The organism is Streptomyces sp. V1I1 (genome assembly GCF_030817355.1).
Classification (GTDB): Bacteria; Actinomycetota; Actinomycetes; order Streptomycetales; family Streptomycetaceae; genus Streptomyces.
This window is the reverse complement of the sequence record NZ_JAUSZH010000001.1, coordinates 6,881,053-6,902,377: the sequence shown is the minus strand read 5'-3', so window position 1 is coordinate 6,902,377 and position 21,325 is coordinate 6,881,053. Positions and strand designations below refer to the sequence as shown.

Below are 21,325 nucleotides of genomic sequence, written 5' to 3'. Positions count from 1 at the left end.
TCGGCCTTACGGGTGTTCGAGGCCGTCCTCGAGTTGCTGACCGCGCAGCAGGAACCACGCCGCCACCGCGGTGGCCAGGAGTACCGCCGCGCCGATGCCGGACGCGAGGCGCAGGCCGTCCGTGAACGCCTCCTGTGCGGCGGCCATCAGATCGGCGGCCTGCTGGCGCGGCAGCGTCGTCGCCGCCTCGACGGCGCCGCCGAGCGACTCGTGGGCCGCCGACACCGTACCGGCCGGGACACCCGCCGGGGCCGTGAACCCGCGGTACACGCCGGTGACGATGGAGCCGAGCAGCGCGATACCGAGCGCCGCGCCCAGTTCGTACGCCGTCTCCGAGACCGCGGACGCGGCGCCCGCCTGCTCCTTCGGAACGCTCGACAAAATGACGTCCGCGGTGACGGTGAAGGAGAATCCGGCGCCGACACCGACGACCAGCAGGGCCGCGCCGAGCAGTGGATAGCCGGTGGACTGGTCGAGCAGGGTCAGCACGGCGAGGGCGAGTCCGACGGCGGCGAGACCGCCGGCCACCACGGACCGTACGGAGAACCGGCGGGCGAAGGTGCCCGCGATCAGACCGGTGGCCACCGCGCCGATCGCCGCGGGCAGTTCGGCAAGACCCGCCTCCAACGGCTCCCGGCCCTGGACCAGTTGCAGGAACTGGGAGAGGAAGAAGACCAGTCCGGACAGGCCGAGGATGGTGAGCAGATCGGCGAGAACGGCGGCGGAGAAGCCGCGGTGCCGGAACAGCCGCATGTCGAGAAGCGGTGTCGGCAGCGTCAACTGCCTGCGTACGAAGCCGTACAGCGCAGCGAGACCGATCACCGCCGCGCCGCCGGCCTCCCAGCTCGCTCCGTGTGTCGCCGCCTCCTTGACGGCGTAGACCACACCGACCATGCCGACGAGGGACAGTACGACGCTGATCAGGTCCCAGGGGCCGGCCACCGGGTTCTTCGACTCGGGCAGCAGCTTGACGCCGACGAGCACCAGGACGGCCATGACGGGCAGGTTGATCAGGAAGACCGAGCCCCACCAGAAGTGCTCCAGCAGGAAGCCGCCGACGACCGGCCCGACGGCCGCGCCGGCCGAGGCCGTCGCACCCCAGATGCCGATGGCGAGGCTGCGCTCCTTGGGGTCGTGGAAGATGTTGCGGATCAGCGCGAGGGTGGAGGGCATCAGAGTCGCGCCGGCGACGCCGAGCAGCGCCCTGGCGAGAATCATCATCTCGGGGCTGGTGGCGTACGCGTTGAGGACGGAGACCGCGCCGAACGCGACGGACCCGAGCAGCAGCAGCTTCTTGCGGCCGATGCGGTCACCGAGGCTGCCCATGGAGACGAGCAGGCCCGCGATGACGAATGAGTAGACGTCACCGATCCACAGCAGCTGGGTGCCCGAGGGCTTGAGGTCCTCGCTGAGGAAGGGGGTGGCGAGGCCGAGGACGGTGGCGTCGACGGCCACCAGGAGGACGGCCAGGACGAGTACCGCGAGCGCGAGCCAGCGCCCGCGGCGGTATACGGTTTCGTCCGTCCCGCTCGTGCGCTGGAGGGTGCTGCTCATTTCTCCACACTCCGTCGTGCTCCGCCGAGCAGCAGCTCGGCGATCATGTACTGGAAGTCGTTCTTGGCGACCCGGCCGTCCATGACGGCCCAGGCGCAGCTGCCGATGAGGCCGTAGAGAGCCTCGGTCAGCCATGCGGGCGTCAGGTCGATCCGGAACTCGCCCTGATCCTGGCCACGCCGGAAGAGCGCGGACACCCGGGCATCGAGCCTGGCCCAGCCTTCGTTGACCTGGTCGCCCTCGAAGAGCTGGTTCTCGGTGACGAGAAAGGCCAGCAGATCGGCTGCGGGCTCCATCTCGGCGATGAGCCGCCGCAGCCCGTCACCGGCCCCACCCACCTCGAGCCGCGCCCGGTCGAGCGCGGCCTCGAACTCCTGGATGCCGAGCTGCTCCAGCGCCTTGACCAGCGCGTTCCGCCCGGCGAAGTGCCGGTGCAGGGTGGCACGGCCGATACCGGCGGCACGGGCGACCTCGTCCATGGTGGCGGTGGACTTACGGGCGAGCAGGGCAGCGGCTTCGTGCAGCACGTGTGTCCGGTCAACAGGCATGAGACAACTATACCCCTCGTGAGACATCTTTGTCTCATGAGGGGCTGCACTGTCTCACGACAGCGTTCGCCCAGGAACGCCGAAAGCCGCCTGACCGGCGACAAGGCTCCTCCGGTCAGGCGGCTGAAGGTCAGCCGAAGATCAGCCGACGGGCAGGCAGTCGGGCCGGAAGCCCGGGTCGGCGGGGCCGGACCGCCCCAGGGCATTGAGCACCCACTGGGCGACGACCGCATCCTTGGGTGCCTGGTCGTGCTCCGAGGTGTTGACCGGACAGGCGTCCTGGAGCAGCACATTGGTGACGTACCGGTCAGAGCCCGTGAGATACGCGCTGGTGTACGGCACCACGACCTCGTCGTACCGAGTCGCGATCTGGGTGTAGTCGGGGCCGGCCGGAGCCTCGGGGTCGGCGTTGAGCTTCGTCAGCAGCGGGGAGCCCGCAGTCTGGTCCACACAGGCCGGGCAGACGGTGGCACCGGCTGCGATCGCCAGCGGGTTGCTGGTGCCGTGGTTGGACGGCACGATGCCGACCAGATCGTCGACCTTTGTCGCGCCACCGAGGAACTTCACGTAGTAGCGCGGCATCATGCCGCCCTGGCTGTGGCCGACGAGGTCGACCCTCTTGGCGCCCGTTCGGCTGCGCACGGTGTCGACGAAGTCGCGCAACTGTGCCGCCGAGTCGGGGATCGGGGCAGTGGCCATGTCCCCGTAGTCGAACGCGAAGACGCAGTAGCCCTCGGCGGCCAACCGCGAGGAGAGCACGGCCCAGTTCTCGGCCATCGACTTGAACGTGCCGTTGACCAGGATGACCGGCTGCGGATGTGCCGCGTCCGGCTTGCAGGACCAGTCGTTCGCACCGGGCGGGGCGACGGCGGTGTCCGCGGCCGAGGCGGATCCGGATGCGGCGAGCCCCGCGGCGCCGAGAACCGCCACCGCGACGGCGGAGACCAGCGGGCGGATGAGGGTGCGCAGACGCATGACGTGGGGGCCTTTCCGTGCACCGGTCGACGCGGAAGCGTTCGGCAATGCCGACCGGGTTACGGAATATTTGCCTCCAAGTTACTGACACGTCAAGACTCGCGCCGTCCGCAAATGTCACACCGGCCAGGACGTACGCCCCGGCCGGTGCGGCTGCGATTCGCGTACGAAGGTCAGCGCTTGGCGTCCGCCCACGCCCGCTGTGCGGCCAGATCGGCCTTCACTTCGGCGAGTTGGACGGCCACCGCGGAGGGCGCCGTGCCCCCACGGCCGCTGCGCGAGGCGAGCGCGCCGGGCACATTGAGAACCTTGCGGACATCTGGTGTCAGATGCGGAGAAATCTTGGCGAACTGAGCATCAGTCAGCTGGTCCAGCTCGATCCCCCGCGCCTCGCACTCCTTGACGCACTCGCCCGCGACCTCGTGCGCGGCCCGGAACGGCACACCCTGCTTGACCAGCCACTCGGCGATGTCGGTGGCGAGAGAGAAGCCGGCCGGGGCAAGCTCTTCCATCCGCTCCCGGTTGACCGTGAGCGTCGCCATCATGCCGGTGAACGCCGGGAGCAGGACCTCCAGCTGGTCACAGGAGTCGAAAACCGGCTCCTTGTCCTCCTGGAGGTCGCGGTTGTACGCGAGGGGCAGGGCCTTCAGGGTGGCGAGCAAGCCCGTCAGGTTGCCGATGAGGCGGCCGGACTTGCCGCGCGCGAGCTCCGCGATGTCCGGATTCTTCTTCTGCGGCATGATCGACGAACCGGTGGAGAAGGCGTCGTGCAGGGTGACGAAGGAGAACTCCTTCGTGTTCCAGATGATGACCTCCTCCGCGATACGGGAGAGGTTCACGCCGATCATCGCGGTGATGAAGGCGAACTCGGCGACGAAGTCACGCGACGCCGTGCCGTCGATGGAGTTGCCCACGGAGCCGTGCTCGAAGCCGAGGTCCTTGGCCACCGACTCCGGGTCAAGGCCGAGGGAGGACCCGGCCAGGGCGCCCGAGCCGTACGGGGAGACCGCCGTGCGCTCGTCCCACTGGCGAAGCCGCTCGGCATCCCGGGACAGCGACTGGACATGGGCCAGCACATGGTGCGCGAAGAGCACCGGCTGCGCGTGCTGAAGGTGCGTACGGCCCGGCATCGCCACATCGGGGTGCGCCTCGGCCAGACCCACCAGCGCGTCCTGGAGATCGGCGATCAGGCCCCCGATGATCCGCGCGTGGTCCCGCAGATACATCCGGAAGAGCGTCGCGACCTGGTCGTTCCGCGAGCGCCCGGCCCGCAGCTTGCCACCGAGGTCGGGGCCCAGGCGCTCCAGCAGCCCCCGCTCCAGGGCGGTGTGCACGTCCTCGTCGGCGATCGTGCCCACGAAAGAGCCGTCCGCCACATCCGCTTCGAGCCGGTCGAGCCCGGCAAGCATCCGGGCCAGCTCGTCCTCGGTGAGCAGCCCCGCCTTGTGCAGCACGCGCGCGTGGGCGCGGGACCCCGCGATGTCGTACGGCGCGAGCCGCCAGTCGAAGTGGACGGACGCGGACAGCTTGGCCAGCGCCTCGGCGGGACCGTCGGCGAAACGGCCGCCCCAGAGCCGGACGTCACCGCTGTTGCTGCTCACTGCTGTGCTCCTCAAGGCTGTGGATGTACGACCGCCTCCCCACCCCGGGGGTGAGGAGGCGGAAATCACGCTACTGCTCAGATCAGGTCCCGCTTGGCGGCGATCTTCGACGACAGGCCGAAGAGTTCGATGAAGCCCTGCGCCTTCGACTGGTCGAACGTGTCACCCGAGTCGTAGGTCGCCAGGTTGAAGTCGTACAGCGACTCCTCGGACTTCCGGCCGGTGACGACGGCACGGCCGCCGTGCAGGGTCATCCGGATGTCGCCGGTGACGTGCTGGTTGGCCTCGTTGATGAAGCCGTCCAGGGCCCGCTTCAGCGGCGAGAACCACAGGCCGTCGTAGACCAGCTCGCCCCAGCGCTGCTCGACCTGCCGCTTGTACCGGGCGAGTTCCCGCTCGACCGTGACGTTCTCCAGCTCCTGGTGCGCGGTGATCAGCGCGATCGCGCCCGGCGCCTCGTACACCTCACGGGACTTGATGCCGACAAGACGGTCCTCGACCATGTCGATCCGGCCGATGCCCTGGCCGCCGGCCCGCTCGTTGAGCTGCTGGATCGCCTGCAGGACGGTGACGGGCTTGCCGTCGATGGCGACCGGGACGCCCTCCTTGAAGGAGATGACGACCTCGTCTGCCTCGCGCGGCTCCGCCGGGTTCGACGTGTACTCGTAGATGTCCTCGATCGGCGCGTTCCAGATGTCCTCCAGGAAGCCGGTCTCGACGGCCCGCCCGAAGACGTTCTGGTCGATGGAGTACGGCGACTTCTTGGTGGTCGCGATCGGGAGCTGCTTCTCCTCGCAGAAGGCGATCGCCTTGTCCCGGGTCATCGCATAGTCACGGACCGGGGCGATGCACTTCAGGTCCGGGCCGAGCGCGGAGATACCGGCCTCGAAGCGGACCTGGTCGTTGCCCTTGCCGGTGCAGCCGTGGGCGACGATGCCCGCGTTGTGCTTCTTGGCGGCGGCGACGAGGTGCTTGACGATCGTCGGCCGGGAGAGGGCGGAGACCAGCGGGTAGCGGTCCATGTAAAGGGCGTTGGCCTTGATCGCCGGAAGGCAGTACTCGTCGGCGAACTCGTCCTTGGCGTCCGCCACTTCGGCCTCGACGGCACCGCAGGCGAGCGCGCGCTTGCGGATGACGTCCAGGTCCTCGCCGCCCTGGCCGACGTCCACGGCAACGGCGATGACCTCGGCGCCCGTCTCCTCGGCGATCCAGCCGATGGCGACAGAGGTGTCCAGACCGCCCGAGTAGGCGAGTACGACGCGCTCGGTCACTGGTTTCTCCTTACGGTACAGTCGGTGATGGGTATAACTATGCAGACCTCCGTATGTTTTGTCAACGCGCTCTGTGGGCGTGCACATATTCGGCGGCGTCGGGCCATGCACCGCGCCTACGATTGGCGCTTCGCGGGCACGACCGGGGGGAGCGGCAGTGATCAGGGACTTTCGGACCAGGTGGGCGATGGCCGCTTAAGGCGCTGGCCGGTCCGGCGATCCAGCTGTGGGTGGTGCCGCCGGCCGGAGTGCCGCGCGGCGACGCCGAGGTGGCCGCGCTCCTGGACCGCTGCACGCATCTGTTCAGCGACTACGTACTGGCACGGCTGCGGCGGGAGTTGGGTATCACCGGGTGAAATCGAACGCGGCGGACGTCCCCGATCACCAATAATCCATGGCATGGGAAAGATCTATGAGCGGATAGACGGCCGACTGCGCACCTTCATCGAAGAGCAGCAGATGTTCTTCACCGCCACCGCACCACTCGGCGGTGACGGCACGATCAACCTCTCCCCCAAGGGCCTCACCGGCTCCTTCGCGGTCCTCGACGAGCAGACCGTGGCCTACCTCGACTTCGCCGGCAGCAACGCCGAGACCATCGCCCACCTCCGGGAGAACGGCCGCATCACCCTGATGTGGTGCGCCTTCCAGGGGCCGCCGAACATCGTGCGCGTGCACGGCCGCGGTGAGCCCGTCTTCCGAGACGACCCGCGCTTCAAGGAACTCCTCGCCAGCTTCCCCGACATCGATCCGACCAGGCACGGGCTGCGCGCGATCATCGTGGTGACAGCCGAACTCGTCCGCGACACCTGCGGATACGCAGTGCCCTTCATGACGTACGACGAGGACCGGGATCTGCACGCCAGGCGGTTCGAGCGCGAGGACGACGAGAGTCTCGACAGCTACTTCCACAAGAAGGAGCACATCGCCAGCAGCATCGACGGGCTCCCGGGGCTGCCGCTTCCGCTGCCGCCGACGCCCTGAGCCGTATCACCCGTTACTGACCGGGCCGGCGACTCACAGATTGCACAAGCGTCCCTCGAGTTGAACTCCACGCGCCTCGCATGCGTATCCCCGTACGCGAAAGTGGTACAGCCGAGGAGCTAGTCGTGGCGATGTTGCAGAGCGGTCGGGCCGCAAGACGCCAGACCATGCGGGCGATCCGCCCCCGGCGTGACCCGGCGGTGGCGCTGCTGGCCGTCGCCTGGGCGGGGGCGGTGGCCGTGCTGTCCCTGTGGTGGCAGAACACGGCGGTGGTGCACATGACCACAGCCGAGTGGCTGATCGGTGCCGGCAGGATCACCGGTCTGCTGGGCGGATACATGATCGCGCTGGTGGTGCTGCTGATGGCACGCGTCCCGGCGCTGGAACGGCGGGTGGGTTCCGACCGGGTGACGCGCTGGCACGCGATGAGCGGCCGCTATGCGATCAGTCTGATCGTCGCGCATGTCGTGCTGACCGTCTGGGGGTACGCCGTCCAGGCCCGTACCGGCCTCGTGGAGCAGACCGTCACCGTCGTCGTCGACTTCCCCGAAATGATCAAGGCGGCGATCGGCACCGGGCTCCTGCTGCTCATCGGCTTCGTCTCGGCCGGGGTCGTACGCCGACGGATGGCCTACGAGACGTGGTACTACCTGCACCTTCTCACCTATGTCGCGGTGTATCTGACCTTCTGGCACCAGCTGGCGACGGGTGCCGAGTTCGTGGCGAACCCGACGGTGCGCACTGTCTGGTACGTGCTGTACGGAGCGGTCGGCGCGCTGCTGCTCTGGTACCGCGTCCTCTCCCCCGTGCGGCTCAACCTCTGGCACCGGATGCGGGTCGAGTCGACCGTGGACGAGGCACCCGGTGTGGTCTCCGTGCTGATCAGCGGGCGACGGCTGCACCGGCTCGGCGCCGAGGCTGGTCAGTTCTTCCGCTGGCGGTTCCTCACCAAGGGGCTGCGCTGGAGTGCCAATCCGTACTCGCTCTCCGCCCCGCCGCGGCCCAATCTGATGCGTATCACCGTCAAGGCGGTCGGCAAGCACAGCACGGCCCTCTCCCGGCTGGAGCCGGGGACGCGGATCTGGGCGGAGGGCCCGTACGGAGCCATGACCGCCGGCCGTCGGAGCCGCAACAAGGTACTGCTGATCGCGGGCGGCGCCGGAATCACCCCGCTGCGGGCACTGTTCGAGACGCTGCCCGGCGGCCCCGGCGACCTGACGCTGCTCTACCGGGCCAGCAAGAAGCAGGACCTTGCGCTCTGGGACGAGCTCCAGCAGATCGCCGAGCGCCGGGACGCACAGCTGATGTACGCCGTGAACGGTCCTGACGGGGCACGGCCCGAGATCACCGCCGAGCGGCTGAAGGAAGTGCTGCCCGACATCGACGCGCACGACGTCTATCTCTGCGGGCCGCCCGGTCTCGCCGAGGAGTCGTACCAGGCACTGCGCGAAGCAGGAGTGCCGTCCCGCCGGATCCACCACGAGTCCTTCGAGATGTGAGGCCGTCCTTGAAGAGGAAACATCCGCTTCGCCGGATCATGATCGGCGTCGCCGCCACCGCGTCCAGTGTCGTCCTGCTGCTCGCACTGAAGCAGCCGGGGAACACCGTGGCCGAGGCGTCGTCGCAGGCAGGCTCCCAGGTTCCGCCCGCCGGCTCGGCGTCCGCCGGGAACGGGGCCGTGGCCGCGGGGGGAGAGACAGTGCTCGGTGACGTGGCCGCCACGCAGTACGGCGACGTCCAGGTCCAACTCACCCTCAGCGGCGGCAGAATCACCGGGGCGCAGGCGGTGAAGGCGCCCAGCGCCGACGCCAAGAGCCGGCAGATCGCCGCGGGCGCGATCCCCAAGCTCAACCAGGCCGTGATGACGGCGCAGAGCGCACAGATCGACGCGGTCTCCGGGGCCAGTTACACCAGCGAGGGCTACATCAAGTCCCTGCAGAGCGCGCTCGACAAGGCCGGGGCCGCGGGGGCGGTGGGCTCCGGTGCCGGGGATTCCGGCAGCGACGGGTCCGGCGCGCAGGCCGGGGCACAGCCCGGGGCAGGGGACTCGGGTTCGGGTGCGGCGTCGGGCTCCGGCTCGGACTCGGACTCCGGCTCCGGCTCGGGTTCCGGCTCCGGTGGCGCCCCGGCGGCGAAGACCGTCCTCGGCGACGTGGCCGACACCCAGTACGGCCCGGTGCAGGTCCGGATCACGGTCAGTGGCGGCAAGGTCACCGCGGCCGACGCCGTCAAGGCACCCGACTCCGACGCCAACAGCCGACAGATCGCGGCGGGCGCTGTGCCCAAACTGAACCAGGCAGCGGTCAAGGCACAGAGCGCGCAGATCGACGCGGTCTCCGGCGCCAGCTACACGAGCGAGGGCTACATCAAGTCCCTGCAGAGCGCGCTCGACAAGGCGGGCCTGTGATGCCCGGCGGCCCAGAGCGCCTGCGCCATGTCGAGCACTCCATGGGCACGGTCTTCTCGTTCGACATCCGTATCGCCGACAGCAGCGACTCTCCCAGGGTGCGCGCCGGACTCGCCGCCGCCGTGGCCGGTCTGCACCGCGTGGACGAGACCTTCTCGACGTACCGTCCGGGCAGCCAGCTCAGCCGGCTCGCCCGCGGCGAACTCTCGCTCGGAGACTGTGTCTCCGAGGTCGCCGAAGTGCTCGATCTGTGCGCGGACGCGGAGCGCGAGAGCGACGGCTGGTTCACCGCCCGGTACGCCGGCGAGCTGGATCCGACCGGTCTGGTCAAGGGCTGGGCGGTGGAGTGCGCGGTCCGCATGCTCGCCTCGTCCGGTGCGGATTCGGTCTGCCTCAACGGAGGCGGCGACATCCAGCTGTACGGCGGCCCCTGGCGGGTGGGCGTCAGTGACCCGCTGCACCCGGGCGAGCTTGTCACGGTGATCGAGGCCGACGAGGGCCTCGCCGTCGCAACATCGGGCCCGGCCGAGCGCGGCTGCCACATTCTCGATCCGCACACCCGCCGGCCTCCCGCCGAAGTCCTGGCGTCGATGACCGTCGTCTGCCCGGGGCTGACCCACGCGGACGCCAGGGCGACCGCCGCGTACGCCATGGGCGGGCGGGCCCGCGACTGGCTGGAGGAGCTGCCCGGCACCGAGGGCTTTGCGGTCAATGCCGACGGCAGCACCTGGCGGACCAGCGGATTCGCCCGGCACACGGCGAAGTTGACTGCCTGACGACCGGACCGCCGACGGCCTCAGCGGTCGTTCTGGGCCAGGCGCAGCAGATGGTCCGCGAGCGCCTGACCGCCCACCGGGTCGCGGCTGATGAGCAGCAGCGTGTCGTCGCCCGCGATGGTGCCGAGGATGTCGTGCAGTTCGGCCTGGTCGATGGCCGAGGCGAGGAACTGGGCCGCGCCCGGCGGCGTACGCAGCACCACAAGGTTGGCCGACGCCTCGGCCGAGATCAGCAGTTCGCCGGAGAGGCGACGCATGCGCTCCTCCTTCGCCGACTCACCGAGCGGGGCATGCGGGGTGCGGAAGCCGCCCTCGCTGGGCACCGCGTAGATCAGCTCGCCGCCGGTGTTGCGGATCTTCACCGCGCCCAGCTCGTCGAGGTCGCGGGAGAGAGTCGCCTGGGTGACGCTCAGTCCGTTGTCCGCGAGGAGCTTGGCGAGCTGGCTCTGCGAGCGCACCGGCTGCCGGTTGAGGATGTCCACGATCCGGCGGTGGCGGGCCGTACGGGTCTGCGGAACGGCGGGCCCGCCGTGCTCGGTGTCCTGCGCCTCGGTCATCGTCGTCTCATTCTCCGGATCGTCCATCCCCGCTTGCTGCGTCGAGAACGCCGGGCAGGGCCCCGAGGAACGCGTCCACCTCGGCCTCGCCGATGACCAGTGGAGGCATCAGCCGTACGACATCGGGGGCAGGCGCGTTCACCAGGAAGCCGGCGCTCTGAGCCGCCTGCTGCGCCTGGGGCGCGAGGGGCTCGGTGAGCACGATACCCAGCAGCAGGCCCGCGCCACGGACATGGGAGACCAGCGGGTGGCCCAGGGATTCGATTCCGTCCCGCAGTTTCTCGCCGAGGCGCTTGACCTCGTCGAGGGTTCCACCGGCCGCGAGGGTGTCGAGTACGGCGAGTCCGGCGGCGCAGGCGACCGGGTTCCCGCCGAAGGTGGTGCCGTGCTGGCCGGGCTTCAGCAGCTCGGCGGCCTCGCCGAAGGCGATGGTCGCGCCGATGGGGAGCCCGCCGCCGAGCCCCTTGGCGAGCGTGACCAGATCGGGCTCGACGCCCTGGTGGGCCTGGTGCTCGAACCAGTGTCCTGTCCGGCCGATGCCCGTCTGGACCTCGTCGAGCACGAGCAGCGTGCCGGTGGCCCGGGTGATCTCCCGGGCGGCCTCCAGATAGCCCTTGGGCGGCACGACCACGCCGTTCTCGCCCTGGATCGGTTCGATGATCACAAGCGCGGTCTCTTCGGTGACCACGGCCCGCAGCGCTTCGGCGTCTCCGTACTCAACGTGCGTGACGTCCCCGGGCAGCGGCAGGAACGGCTCCTGCTTTCCCGGCTGGCCGGTGAGCGCCAGCGACCCCATGGTGCGGCCGTGGAAGCCGCCGTGGGTGGCGACCATGTGCTTACGGCCCGTCAGCCGGCCGATCTTGAAGGCGGCTTCGTTGGCCTCCGCGCCCGAGTTGCAGAAGAAGACGCGTCCGGGGCGGCCGACGAGCTGGATGAGGCGCTCCGCCAGTGCGACGGGCGGCTCGGCGACGTACAGGTTGGAGACATGGCCGAGGGAGGCGATCTGCCGGGAGACGGCCCCGACGACGGCGGGGTGGGCGTGGCCCAGCGCGTTCACGGCGATGCCGCCGACGAAGTCGGTGTACTCGACGCCGTCCGCGTCCCAGACCTTGGCGCCCTCGCCGCGGACGAGGGACAGCTTCGGCGTGCCGTAGTTGTCGGTCATCACGCCCTGCCAGCGCTGCGCGAATTCCTGGTTGCTCATGATTCCCCCTGTCCGTCGGGCACGACCATCGTGCCGATGCCCTCGTCGGTGAAGATCTCCAGCAGGATCGAGTGCGGGACGCGGCCGTCGAGCACGCGGGCGGTGTTGACCCCGTTGCGTACGGCGAACAGGCACCCCTCCATCTTGGGGACCATGCCGCTGGAGAGGTCGGGCAGCAGCTTCTCCAGCTGGCTCGCGGTGAGCCTGCTGATCACCTCGTCGCTGCTCGGCCAGTCCTCGTAGAGCCCCTCCACATCGGTGAGCACCATCAGCGTCTCGGCGCCGAGCGCGGCGGCGAGCGCGGCAGCGGCGGTGTCGGCGTTGACGTTGTAGACGTGGTGGTCGTCGGCGGAGCGGGCGATGGAGGAGATGACCGGGATACGGCCGTCGTCCAGCAGCGCCTCGATGGCACCCGGGTCGATCTTGGTGATCTCGCCGACCCGGCCGATGTCGACCAGTTCGCCGTCGATCTGCGGCTGATGCTTGGTGGCGGTGATGGTGTGGGCGTCCTCGCCGGTCATGCCGACGGCGAGCGGGCCGTGCTGGTTGAGCAGCCCGACGAGCTCGCGCTGGACCTGGCCGGCCAGCACCATCCGTACGACGTCCATGGCTTCGGGCGTGGTGACCCGCAGGCCCGCCTTGAACTCGCTGACCAGGCCCTGCTTGTCGAGCTGGGCGCTGATCTGCGGGCCGCCGCCGTGCACGACGACCGGCTTGAGCCCGGCCTGGCGCAGGAAGACGACGTCCTGGGCGAAGGCCGCCTTGAGGTCCTCGTCGATCATGGCGTTGCCGCCGAATTTGATGACGACGGTCTTGCCGTTGTGCCGGGTCAGCCAGGGCAGCGCCTCGATGAGGATCTGGGCTTTGGGCAGTGCGGTGTGCTTACGAGTGCTCATGAGTCCTCAGGAGGAGTACGCGCTGTTCTCGTGGACGTAGTCGGCGGTGAGGTCGTTGGCCCAGATGACGGCGGACTCGGACCCGGCGGCGAGGTCGGCGGTGATCTTCACCTCGCGGTAGCGCATGTCGACGAGCTCACGGTCCTCACCTACGCCGCCGTTCTTGCAGACCCATACGTCGTTGATGGCGACGTTGAGCCGGTCGGGCTCGAAGACGGCCTTCGTGGTGCCGATGGCGGACAGCACCCGGCCCCAGTTGGGGTCCTCGCCGTGGATGGCGCACTTGAGGAGGTTGTTACGGGCGATGGAACGGCCCACCTCGACGGCGTCGTCCTCGGTCGCGGCGTTGATCACCTCGATGCGGATGTCCTTGGAGGCGCCCTCGGCGTCGCCGATCAGCTGACGGGCGAGGTCGTCACAGACGCTCTTGACGGCCTCGGCGAACTCCTCGTACCGGGGCGTGATCTCGCTGGCTCCGGAGGCGAGCAGCAGCACGGTGTCGTTGGTGGACATGCAGCCGTCGGAGTCGATGCGGTCGAAGGTCAGCCGGGTGGCGTCGCGCAGGGCCTTGTCGAGGGTCGCGGCTTCCAGGTCGGCGTCGGTGGTGAGGACGACGAGCATGGTGGCGAGGCCGGGGGCGAGCATGCCCGCGCCCTTGGCCATCCCGCCGACGGTCCAGCCCTCGCCCTCGACGACGGCGGTCTTGTGCACGGAGTCGGTGGTCTTGATGGCGATGGCGGCCTTCTCGCCGCCGTGCGGGGAGAGTTCAGCGGCGGCCTGCTCGATGCCGGGCAGCAGCTTGTCCATGGGCAGCAGTACGCCGATGAGCCCGGTCGACGCGACGGCGACCTCGCCGGCGCTGTGGCCGACAAGGACCTCGGCGGCCTTCTCGGCGGTGGCGTGGGTGTCCTGGAAGCCCTTGGGGCCCGTACAGGCGTTGGCGCCACCGGAGTTGAGGACGACGGCGGTGACTTCGCCGCCGCGCAGGACCTGCTCGGACCAGAGGACGGGGGCGGCCTTGACACGGTTGGAGGTGAAGACGCCTGCGGCGGCGCGGCGCGGACCGTTGTTGACCACGAGGGCCAGGTCCGGATTGCCGTTCTCCTTGATCCCGGCGGCGATGCCCGCCGCCGAGAATCCCTTGGCTGCCGTGACGCTCACTGCATCTCCTTGATCGCTTCTCCGCCCGCGCTGGGGGTACCGCCCGCCGAAGGCAGGGGGAGCAGCGGCGCGGCTTTCGAGGTTGTCTGCAGCCCGGCGGCTGCGCGTGCGTCGCTCACGGAGCGACTCCAATCGTGGAAAGTCCGGTGTCCTCGGGGAGCCCGAGGGCGAGGTTCATGCTCTGCACCGCGCCGCCTGCGGTGCCCTTGGTCAGGTTGTCCATGGCGCTGATCGCGATGATGCGGCCGGCTGCCTCGTCGTACGCGATCTGGATGTGGACGGCGTTGGATCCGTACACGGACGCGGTGGAGGGCCACCGTCCCTCGGGCAGCAGGCAGATGAACGGCTCGTCCTGGAAGGCCTTTTCGTACGCGGCCCGTACGGAATCGGCCGTCACGCCCTTTTTCGCCTTCGCGCTGCACGTGGCGAGGATGCCCCGGGGCATCGGCGCGAGGGTCGGCGTGAAGGAGACGCTGACCCGCTCCCCCGCAGCCGCGCTGAGGTTCTGGATCATCTCGGGGGTGTGCCGGTGGCCGCCGCCGACGCCGTACGGGGTCATGGAGCCCATGACCTCGGAGCCGAGCAGATGCGGCTTGGGCGTCTTGCCCGCGCCGGAGGTGCCGGACGCGGCGGTGATGACGGCTTCGGGCTCGGCGAGCCCGTCCGCGTATGCGGGGAAGAGCGCGAGCGAGACGGCGGTGGGATAGCAGCCGGGCACCGCGATGCGCTTGGCCCCCACCAGGGCGGCGCGAGCGCCCGGCAGTTCGGGGAGGCCGTAGGGCCAGGTCCCGGCGTGCGGCGAGCCGTAGAACGCCTCCCAGTCGGCGGCGTCCTTCAGCCGGAAGTCTGCGCCCATGTCGACGACGAGCACCTCGTCGCCGAGCTGCTCGGCCACAGCGGCCGACTGCCCGTGCGGGAGGGCGAGAAAGACGACGTCGTGCCCGGCGAGCACCTCGGCGGTGGTCGGCTGGAGCACCCGGTCGGCAAGCGGCAGCAGGTGGGGCTGCAGGCCGCCGAGGCGCTGTCCGGCGTTGGAGCTGCCGGTGAGGGCGCCGATCTCGACGCCGGGGTGAGCGAGGAGCAGCCGGAGTAGTTCCCCGCCCGCGTAACCGCTCGCTCCTGCCACTGCTGCTCGTACCGCCATCGAACCCTCCTCGTCGATGGCATGACTATACGCAGCCTCGTAGATTTATGCAATCCACTCCTGGCTGCGGGCCGAGGACATTTTGAGACTTAGCGCTTCAGTTGGCCAATTAGCGCTTGAGTTGGCCAGCCTGAGCGCGCGCAGGGTGGCCCTTCAGTGCTGCTAGCTGGGCGTTTCTATCGAAAACACCCATGGCGGTGACGAGGCTGGCTCCACTGGTCCCATGGAACGAGAGGTAACGCGGCCGGAGCTCGGGGCAGCGCCGGAGGCCCCAGCGCCTACCGGGCCCGCCGCCACGAGGCCGACGCCGCGATCCCGGCGTGCGTCGCCAAGATCCTCACGCGACCGGTCAGGATCGGAGAAGCGGAATCCGCCGCCGCCTCGGTAGCGTCTGAGGCATGAACATCAAGCTCGCACAGTGCTTCATCGCAGTCGACGACCATGACAAGGCGCTCGCCTTCTACCGCAACGTCCTCGGCCTGGAGGTACGCAACGACGTCGCGTTCGAGGGGATGCGCTGGGTGACCGTCGGCTCACCCGCGCAGCCGGACGTGGAAATCGTCCTCGAACCGCCGCTCGCCAACCCCAACGCCTCGCCGGCCGACAAGCAGGCGATGGCGGAACTGCTGGCCAAGGGCATGCTGCGCGGCGTGATCTTCTCCACCGACGACTGCGACGCCACCTTCGAACGCATCCAGGCCGCCGGCGGGGAGGTGTTGCAAGAACCGATGGACCAGCCGTACGGCGTCCGCGACTGCGCCTTCCGCGACCCGGCCGGCAACATGCTCCGCTTCAATCAGCCCCGCAAGCGGTAAGGACCGCCTGCGGTAGGGTCCCGGCCCATGGCTATGGAGCGCTCCGACTCCTGGGCGGCGCAGGCGATCCGGCTCCTCCGGGCGGACGGCGGGATGAGGCGGTCGCGCGTGGCGCCGTCACGGCCCGGACCCCGGTGATCGCGGCCACCGGTGGCGCGGTCGCCGTCGCGGGGGCGTACTTCGGCAGGCTGCTGGGGCTGGCGTTCACCGCGGTCGTACCGGCGAAGACGCCCGCGGAGATGCCGGCCGCGGAGCAGCATCCGGTCCCCGAGTGGATTGTCACCGGCGCCGGAACCGGGGCGACGTCGGCGGCGGTCGGGGGCCATCTGCGCCGCCCGCCCGACCGCGAGCTGATGCGCGACGGCCGCTGGTCGGTCTGACGCCTCGGCCGGGCGCGCCGCGTGGCCGGGGCCCGGACACTCCACGGGCCGAAGCGCCGCGGACGCCTTGGTTCTTGCGCCGAGCGCGACCCCGGCCCCGCGTCGGCCGGACGGGGTCGCGCCACCACGGCGGGCACGGCCGATCAGGTAGACAGCGGACGCCGTTGCCGCGGACCGCGCCGACGAAGTAGAACCAGACGTACTGCTCGACGCTGGTCAGATCGAGCCAGGCGACCCCGACGGAGACCGCGAAGGCGGCCCCGCCTCACAGATGGAGACACGATGAGCATGGCCACGAGGACGGACACGCAGTCGCCTGCGCTGCTCGCTGCCGACAGCCACGATCTGATCCGCGTGCACGGCGCGCGCGTGAACAACCTCAAGGACGTCAGCGTCGAGATCCCGAAGCGCCGGCTGACGGTGTTCACCGGCGTCTCCGGCTCGGGCAAGAGCTCTCTGGTGTTCGGCACGATCGCCGCGGAGTCGCAGCGGCTGATCAACGAGACCTACAGCGCCTTCGTGCAGGGCTTCATGCCGACGCTGGCGCGGCCGGAGGTCGACGTACTCGACGGGCTGACGACGGTGATCAGCGTCGACCAGCAGCGGATGGGTGCCGACCCGCGCTCCACGGTCGGCACCGCCACCGACGCCAACGCGATGCTGCGCATCCTCTTCAGCCGACTCGGGAAGCCGCACATCGGCCCGCCCGGCGCGTACTCCTTCAACACCGCCTCGGTCCGGGCGAGCGGTGCGATCACCGTCGAGCGCGGTGCCAAGAAAGCGGTGAAGGCGACCTTCAACCGCACCGGTGGCATGTGTACGCACTGCGAAGGCCGGGGCAAGGTCTCCGACATCGACCTCACCCAGCTCTACGACGACTCCAAGTCGCTCGCCGAGGGAGCGTTCACCATCCCCGGCTGGAAGTCGGACAGCCAGTGGACGGTGGGGCTCTACGCCCAGTCGGGCTTCCTCGACCCGAACAAGCCGATCCGCAGGTTCACCAAGCAGGAGATGCAGGACTTCCTCTACGGCGAGCCGACCAAGGTGAAGGTCAACGGCATCAACCTCACCTACGAAGGGCTGATCCCCAAGATCCAGAAGTCCTTCCTGTCCAAGGACAAGGAGGCGATGCAGCCGCACATCCGGGCGTTCGTGGAGCGGGCGGTCACCTTCACCACCTGCCCCGAGTGCGACGGCACCCGGCTCAGCGAGGGGGCCCGGTCGTCGCGGATCGGCGGGATAAGCATCGCCGACGCCTGCGCGATGGAGATCAGGGACCTGGCCGAATGGGTCCGCGGACTCAACGAGCCGTCGGTGGCGCCGCTGCTCACCGCGCTGCAGGGGACCCTCGACTCGTTCGTGGAGATCGGCCTCGGCTACCTCTCGCTGGAGAGGCCGGCGGGCACGCTGTCGGGCGGCGAGGCGCAGCGCGTCAAGATGATCCGCCACCTCGGCTCCTCGCTCACCGACATCACCTACGTCTTCGACGAGCCCACCATCGGCCTGCACCCCCACGACATCCAGCGGATGAACGAGCTGCTGCTTCGGCTGCGGGACAAGGGCAACACGGTGCTCGTCGTGGAGCACAAGCCGGAGGCGATCGCGATCGCCGACCACGTCGTCGACCTCGGCCCCGGCGCCGGTACGGCGGGCGGCACCGTCTGCTTCGAGGGCACCGTCGAGGGGCTGCGGGCCGGCGGTACCGTCACAGGCCGCCATTTCGACGACCGGGCCGCCGTCAAGGAGACGGTGCGGAAGCCCACCGGCACGCTGGAGATCCGCGGCGCGACGGCGCACAACCTGCGCGACGTCGACGTCGACATCCCGCTCGGGGTGCTCACCGTGGTCACCGGGGTCGCCGGCTCCGGCAAGAGCTCGCTCGTGCACGGATCGATCCCCGCCGGCGAGGGTGTGGTGTCGATCGACCAGGGCGCGATCCGCGGCTCGCGACGGAGCAACCCGGCGACGTACACCGGACTGCTCGACCCGATCCGCAAGGCGTTCGCGAAGGCCAACGGCGTGAAGCCGGCGCTGTTCAGCGCCAACTCCGAGGGCGCCTGCCCCACCTGCAACGGCGCCGGCGTCATCTACACCGACCTGGCGATGATGGCCGGCGTCGCCACCACCTGCGAGGAGTGCGAGGGGAAGCGGTTCGAGGCATCGGTGCTGGACCACCTCCTCGGCGGGCGCGACATCAGCGAGGTGCTCGCGATGTCGGTGACCGAGGCCGAGGAGTTCTTCGGCGCCGGCGAGGCGCACACGCCGGCCGCGCACCGCATCCTCGGCCGGCTCGCCGACGTCGGGCTCGGCTACCTCAGCCTGGGCCAGCCGCTCACCACGCTGTCCGGCGGTGAGCGGCAGCGGCTCAAGCTGGCCACCCACATGGCCGAGAAGGGCGGCGGCCGGTCCGTCTTCGTACTCGACGAGCCGACCGCCGGCCTGCACCTCGCCGATGTCGAGCAGCTGCTCGGCCTGCTCGACCGGCTCGTCGACTCCGGCAAGTCGGTCATCGTCGTCGAGCACCACCAGGCGGTCATGGCGCACGCCGACTGGATCATCGACCTCGGCCCCGGCGCCGGCCACGACGGCGGCAAGATCGTCTTTGAGGGCACCCCCGCCAGCCTCGTCGCAGCCCGCTCCACCCTCACCGGCGAGCACCTCGCGGCCTACGTCGGTACCTGACCGAGGCCCCTACGGGTCGACGATGTGCCGCAGATAGGCGTGTGGGTCGGCGAGATAGCGGCGCCAGTGGTCCACGACACCGAGCTCCCGCCAGGCGACCCTCCGCATGCCGTGCTCGCCGACCTCGATGATGTCCGCGCCCGGCAGGGCGGTCAGCAGCGGGGAGTGCGTGGCACAGATGACCTGGCCGCCCTCCTTGGTCAACCGGTCGATGTGGCCGATCAGTTCGAGGCACGAGGAGAACGAGAGCGCCGCCTCCGGCTCGTCCAGGACATAGAGCCCGGCGTGGAGGAACTTCCCCCGGAACGCCGCGAGAAAGCCCTCCCCATGGCTGACCGAGTCCGGCGAGAACCCCTCCCTGCCCAGGGCGTCCAGCGCGGTCTCGGCCCGCAGGAAGAAGCCCTTGCGGGCCGACCAGCTGGTTACCATCCGGCGCCCGCGCGCGGCCGCGTCGAACCTCATCCGCTCGCCGAGCGCCGACTTGCCACGCGGGGAGGCGTAGCGCCAGTCGTGGGAGCCACCGTAGGAGTCCAGACCGAACCCCTCCGCCAGCGCCTCGACCAAAGTCGACTTCCCCGAGCCGTTCTCACCGACCAGAAAGGTCACCGGCGCGGTGAAGGGCAGCCCTTGGTCGAGCAGCTGCCGGACGCAGGGCACTGACCAAGGCCAGGCGTTTTCGTCGTACGAGGAGAGGTGGGCATACGCGCGTTCGACAATCACCCGCCCAGTGTCGCCCAGGACTTGGAAGCCGTACGGCTCCCCAGCGGCCGGCGCCGGCACTGATCGAGAACTGCTACGCGTGTTCCGACCGGGGCGTGCGGCTGAGCACGGAGGGCAGCACTCGGGCGATGAGCAGCGCGACGTCGTCGTGGTCGCCGGGGTGGCGCAGGGTGTGCAGGAGCAGCTCGCAGGTTTCGTCCAGGGAGCGGTGGGGGTCGTCCAGGAGGGCGAGCAAATTGTCCAAGCATGCGTCGATGGGCTTGTCGCGCCTCTCGACCAGCCCATCGGTGTACAGGACGAGCTGGTCGCCCGGGTGCAGGGCGAGCGTGGTGGCGTGGAAGTCGCCCTCGCCGACGCCCAGCGGGGTTCCGGTGGGCAGCTCGAGCAGTTCGTGCTTTCCGTCAAGGCGAAGGAGGGCTGGGGGCAGGTGGCCGGCGAGGGAGATGCGGCACTGCGCGCCGTGCGGGTCGTAGACGGCGTAGACGCAGGTGGCGATGGTGTCCTGCTCCAGGTCCTCGGTGATGTGGTCGAGGTGCTGGAGAACCTGGACGGGGTCGAGGTCGAGGCCGGCCAGGGTGCGGGTGGCGGTGCGGAGCTGGCCCATGGTGGCGGCGGCGCTGACGCCGCTGCCCATGACGTCTCCGACGACGAGGGCGGTCTTGTCTCCGCCGAGCGCAATGACGTCGAACCAGTCGCCGCCGATCTCGCTGGCTGCCTGGGCGGGCAGGTACCGGGAGGCGACAGCCAGCCCCGGCCGTTGCGGTGGCGGGTGGGGCAGCAGGCTGCGCTGGAGGGTGAGAACGGTGCGGCGTTGCTGCTGGACGGCACGGTGCCGCTCGGTGACGTCCACGCTGGAGGTCACCACCCCCAGCACCTTTCCGTTGGGAGCTTCGAGCCGGTGGAAAGAGATCGACCAGGCATGCTCGTTGTCCGGGTCGGCCGGAGTGCGGCCGACGGTGTACTGGTCAGAGACCGGGGTGCCAGTAGCCAAGACCTTGCGCATCGTCGCTTCGAAGGACTCGTCCAAGAAGGGCAGCACCTCATGGACGTGCCGGCCCAGATGCTCGGCGGCAGGCACGCCGTTCATCCGCTCCTCCGCCGGGTTGACCGAGACGTACCGAAGATCGGTGTCCAGTACACCCAGTCCGATCGGCGACTGGGACACCAGTCGGGCGGACAGCGCCAGGTCCCGTTCGACCTGCCGCAGCGTTGACTGATCCGCGGCCAGCCCCAGGGCGAAGTAGTCCCCCTGGTCGTCCTGCAGCCGCATGTTGCGGAACTCCACCAGCCGCGTGCTGCCGTCCTTGTGGCGGACGGGGAAGACTCCGGCCCAGCTGCCGCCGCCTTCCATGACGTGGGCAAACAGGTTCAGCACGGCCTCCTGGTGCTCCTCATGGATCAGCAAGTGGCCCGCGAACTCGCCGAGGGCCTCCTCGGCGCTGTAGCCGAACAGGTCCTCGGCCTGCGGGCTCCAGAGATCGATCCTGCCCTCGGCATCGAGGAGAACGGCCGCCACGCTCAGCACATCGAGAAGGCCACCAGACGCGGTCGGAGCGACGCTCACCGTGTCGGGACCGCCCCGGAAGGACTCGGCTGCACACATCCCAGGCCCTCCTCACTGCACGCGCCGCCACCCAGTGGTGCCAGGGC

At 69.7% G+C, this 21,325-nt stretch carries 21 protein-coding genes and 1 pseudogene; 9 read left to right on the top strand and 13 right to left on the bottom strand.

Annotation, left to right across the window (positions count from 1 at the left end; all coding sequences use genetic code 11):
* Positions 1-6: 6 nt before the first annotated feature.
* The 5 genes from QFZ67_RS32320 to QFZ67_RS32300 all read right to left on the bottom strand — a co-directional run bounded on the left by QFZ67_RS32320 (position 7) and on the right by QFZ67_RS32300 (position 5,949).
* A complete protein-coding gene (locus tag QFZ67_RS32320; RefSeq protein WP_307664576.1) occupies positions 7-1,554 on the bottom strand; it encodes an MFS transporter in 1,548 nt (515 codons plus the stop codon).
* Positions 1,551-2,102 carry a TetR/AcrR family transcriptional regulator gene (locus QFZ67_RS32315; RefSeq protein ID WP_307664575.1) on the bottom strand — a complete coding sequence of 184 codons (552 nt, stop codon included), beginning with the start codon at positions 2,100-2,102 and terminating at the stop codon, positions 1,551-1,553. The genes QFZ67_RS32320 and QFZ67_RS32315 overlap by 4 nt, the downstream gene beginning before the upstream one ends.
* Positions 2,103-2,243: 141 nt before the next feature.
* Positions 2,244-3,077 (bottom strand): alpha/beta fold hydrolase, encoded by an 834-nt coding sequence (locus tag QFZ67_RS32310; protein WP_307664574.1) that lies wholly within the window; start codon positions 3,075-3,077, stop codon positions 2,244-2,246.
* A gap of 173 nt (positions 3,078-3,250) precedes the next feature.
* A complete protein-coding gene (argH, locus tag QFZ67_RS32305) occupies positions 3,251-4,678 on the bottom strand; it encodes an argininosuccinate lyase (RefSeq protein ID WP_307664573.1) in 1,428 nt (475 codons plus the stop codon).
* 77 nt (positions 4,679-4,755) lie between these two features.
* On the bottom strand, positions 4,756-5,949 hold the full coding sequence (locus tag QFZ67_RS32300; RefSeq protein WP_307664572.1) for an argininosuccinate synthase: 1,194 nt from the start codon (positions 5,947-5,949) through the stop codon (positions 4,756-4,758).
* Between the two features lie 230 nt (positions 5,950-6,179).
* Here QFZ67_RS32300 and QFZ67_RS32295 point away from each other — a divergent pair, with 230 nt between their 5' ends.
* From QFZ67_RS32295 to QFZ67_RS32275, 5 genes are all read left to right on the top strand, one after another.
* A complete protein-coding gene (locus QFZ67_RS32295; RefSeq protein WP_307664571.1) occupies positions 6,180-6,305 on the top strand; it encodes a hypothetical protein in 126 nt (41 codons plus the stop codon).
* Positions 6,306-6,348: 43 nt separating this feature from the next.
* Positions 6,349-6,933: a pyridoxamine 5'-phosphate oxidase family protein gene (locus QFZ67_RS32290; protein ID WP_307664570.1), complete on the top strand. Its 585-nt coding sequence runs from the start codon at positions 6,349-6,351 to the stop codon at positions 6,931-6,933.
* Positions 6,934-7,064: 131 nt separating this feature from the next.
* Positions 7,065-8,432 (top strand): ferredoxin reductase family protein, encoded by a 1,368-nt coding sequence (locus QFZ67_RS32285; RefSeq protein WP_307666055.1) that lies wholly within the window; start codon positions 7,065-7,067, stop codon positions 8,430-8,432.
* Between the two features lie 38 nt (positions 8,433-8,470).
* On the top strand, positions 8,471-9,340 hold the full coding sequence (locus QFZ67_RS32280) for an FMN-binding protein (RefSeq protein WP_307664569.1): 870 nt from the start codon (positions 8,471-8,473) through the stop codon (positions 9,338-9,340).
* On the top strand, positions 9,340-10,116 hold the full coding sequence (locus QFZ67_RS32275) for an FAD:protein FMN transferase (RefSeq protein WP_307664568.1): 777 nt from the start codon (positions 9,340-9,342) through the stop codon (positions 10,114-10,116). Before QFZ67_RS32280 ends, QFZ67_RS32275 begins: the two co-directional genes overlap by 1 nt.
* A gap of 20 nt (positions 10,117-10,136) precedes the next feature.
* Here the strand turns inward: QFZ67_RS32275 and QFZ67_RS32270 are convergent, their stop codons facing one another.
* Genes QFZ67_RS32270 through argC form a run of 6 tightly spaced genes read right to left on the bottom strand, consistent with a single transcriptional unit; the run spans position 10,137 to position 15,078 of the window.
* Complete coding sequence (locus QFZ67_RS32270) at positions 10,137-10,673, bottom strand: arginine repressor (protein WP_307664567.1); 537 nt, start codon at positions 10,671-10,673, stop codon at positions 10,137-10,139.
* Positions 10,674-10,680: 7 nt separating this feature from the next.
* The gene (locus tag QFZ67_RS32265) at positions 10,681-11,877 is read right to left on the bottom strand and encodes an acetylornithine transaminase (protein WP_307664566.1); all 1,197 of its coding nucleotides are present in this window, start codon (positions 11,875-11,877) and stop codon (positions 10,681-10,683) included.
* Positions 11,874-12,773: an acetylglutamate kinase gene (argB, locus tag QFZ67_RS32260; RefSeq protein ID WP_307664565.1), complete on the bottom strand. Its 900-nt coding sequence runs from the start codon at positions 12,771-12,773 to the stop codon at positions 11,874-11,876. The genes QFZ67_RS32265 and argB overlap by 4 nt, the downstream gene beginning before the upstream one ends.
* Positions 12,774-12,779: 6 nt before the next feature.
* A complete protein-coding gene (argJ, locus tag QFZ67_RS32255; RefSeq protein ID WP_307664564.1) occupies positions 12,780-13,934 on the bottom strand; it encodes a bifunctional glutamate N-acetyltransferase/amino-acid acetyltransferase ArgJ in 1,155 nt (384 codons plus the stop codon).
* Positions 13,931-14,053, bottom strand: a complete 123-nt coding sequence (locus QFZ67_RS32250; RefSeq protein ID WP_307664563.1) for a hypothetical protein — start codon at positions 14,051-14,053, stop codon at positions 13,931-13,933. The genes argJ and QFZ67_RS32250 overlap by 4 nt, the downstream gene beginning before the upstream one ends.
* Positions 14,050-15,078: an N-acetyl-gamma-glutamyl-phosphate reductase gene (gene argC, locus QFZ67_RS32245; protein WP_307664562.1), complete on the bottom strand. Its 1,029-nt coding sequence runs from the start codon at positions 15,076-15,078 to the stop codon at positions 14,050-14,052. Before argC ends, QFZ67_RS32250 begins: the two co-directional genes overlap by 4 nt.
* 270 nt (positions 15,079-15,348) lie before the next feature.
* Here argC and QFZ67_RS32240 point away from each other — a divergent pair.
* The 4 genes and pseudogenes from QFZ67_RS32240 to QFZ67_RS32225 form a co-directional block, all read left to right on the top strand.
* Positions 15,349-15,480: pseudogene (locus tag QFZ67_RS32240) on the top strand (AraC family transcriptional regulator); the annotation flags it as partial.
* Positions 15,477-15,893 carry a VOC family protein gene (locus tag QFZ67_RS32235; protein ID WP_307664561.1) on the top strand — a complete coding sequence of 139 codons (417 nt, stop codon included), beginning with the start codon at positions 15,477-15,479 and terminating at the stop codon, positions 15,891-15,893. The pseudogene QFZ67_RS32240 and the gene QFZ67_RS32235, both read left to right, overlap by 4 nt.
* 134 nt (positions 15,894-16,027) lie before the next feature.
* Positions 16,028-16,273 carry a hypothetical protein gene (locus QFZ67_RS32230; protein ID WP_307664560.1) on the top strand — a complete coding sequence of 82 codons (246 nt, stop codon included), beginning with the start codon at positions 16,028-16,030 and terminating at the stop codon, positions 16,271-16,273.
* 282 nt (positions 16,274-16,555) lie between these two features.
* Positions 16,556-18,955: an excinuclease ABC subunit UvrA gene (locus tag QFZ67_RS32225; RefSeq protein WP_307664559.1), complete on the top strand. Its 2,400-nt coding sequence runs from the start codon at positions 16,556-16,558 to the stop codon at positions 18,953-18,955.
* Between the two features lie 9 nt (positions 18,956-18,964).
* On the opposite strand, the gene QFZ67_RS32220 is transcribed toward QFZ67_RS32225, so the two are convergent.
* The gene (locus QFZ67_RS32220; RefSeq protein WP_307664558.1) at positions 18,965-19,675 is read right to left on the bottom strand and encodes an AAA family ATPase; all 711 of its coding nucleotides are present in this window, start codon (positions 19,673-19,675) and stop codon (positions 18,965-18,967) included.
* A 73-nt stretch (positions 19,676-19,748) separates the two neighbouring features.
* Positions 19,749-21,278: a SpoIIE family protein phosphatase gene (locus QFZ67_RS32215; protein ID WP_307664557.1), complete on the bottom strand. Its 1,530-nt coding sequence runs from the start codon at positions 21,276-21,278 to the stop codon at positions 19,749-19,751.
* Positions 21,279-21,325 lie beyond the last annotated feature (47 nt).